The sequence below is a fragment of the Enterococcus villorum genome (assembly GCF_007990225.1).
GTDB classification, from domain to species: domain Bacteria; phylum Bacillota; class Bacilli; order Lactobacillales; family Enterococcaceae; genus Enterococcus_B; species Enterococcus_B villorum.
In genome coordinates, this window is the sequence record NZ_BJWF01000092.1 from 1 (window position 1) to 1,020 (window position 1,020).

Genomic DNA, 1,020 nt, shown 5'->3' on the forward strand with positions numbered 1-1,020 from the left:
AGTCAGAAAGTATTAGTCAATTTTTCCATATCTTAGGTTCAGTAGAACAACAAAAAGGTTTGTGTGATGTTGGTGATGGAAAATATGAATATACAATTTATTCTTCTTGTTGCAATGTTGACAAAGGAATCTATTATTATCGAACATATGAAGACAGTCAAATTACTGCAATTGATATGAATAAAGAAGACTTAGATAGTCATAAGTTAATTAGTTATCCAATTATAGAAAAACAACAAATTAAATATATAAATTAGTTAATGTGTTGTGATTGATTATTTAATATAGATATAATACAAAAAGGCAAAGATATTTTCAAAACATTTTTTCTTGATGTGATATCCTTGTCTTTTTTGTAATGTTTTTAACTTATTGCTTTTGCAAAATTTATTTACCTGTTTTCTGGATCAACGATAGTGTATATTATGCTATCCTTGTTTGGATTTTAGGACGTTTAAAGAGGCACTTTTTTACATAACTTAATCCATAGACCTTTTAAGCATGCTGTGAGATAATAATAAAGAAGAGTTTAAAGCGCACCCCAAACCACTTCCCCATAAGTGTATTACGCTTTAAACTCTTTTATATTTGAATTCACTAAGAAGCATACCATATTTTTGAAAAAAAGTGAGAAAAAAGGCTTATAATTAGGATTTAGAGTAATTAATTAGATGTTTATTTTATAGGACTGATACTATAGATTACAAATAGTATCGTATTTCGCAATCTTAAAATTATCTTCTTACTATGAATAAGATAATAAAATTTGTATTTGTCCTTTTTAGGTAACTTATTTTAATCTATATATCTTTCTGGATCAACAAAAGTATACTTTACATAGTCAAATCGTTTATGTTTTGCTCTAACATCTGGAACATTTGTCACTACATCAAATAAAAAATAGGCATCTAGGTTCATTCTCGTTTTCGCAGCAGGAATTTTAAAGTAGTTTTTATTGGAATAGTAGAGATTAATTAATAAGCTATCTTCGATTGCTAAAAAGAAAACTTCTGAATCCCA

The 1,020-nt window shown here is 26.9% G+C and carries 2 protein-coding genes; one reads left to right on the plus strand and one right to left on the minus strand.

What is annotated here, in order from left to right; all coding sequences use genetic code 11:
- Positions 1-257 (plus strand): linear amide C-N hydrolase (locus EVI01_RS13440; protein WP_146811778.1); only part of this gene is annotated, 257 nt, incomplete at its 5' end.
- Positions 258-795: 538 nt separating this feature from the next.
- On the opposite strand, the gene EVI01_RS13445 is transcribed toward EVI01_RS13440, so the two are convergent.
- On the minus strand, positions 796-1,020 hold a 225-nt coding region (locus EVI01_RS13445), incomplete at its 5' end, for a DUF5960 family protein (RefSeq protein WP_146811780.1).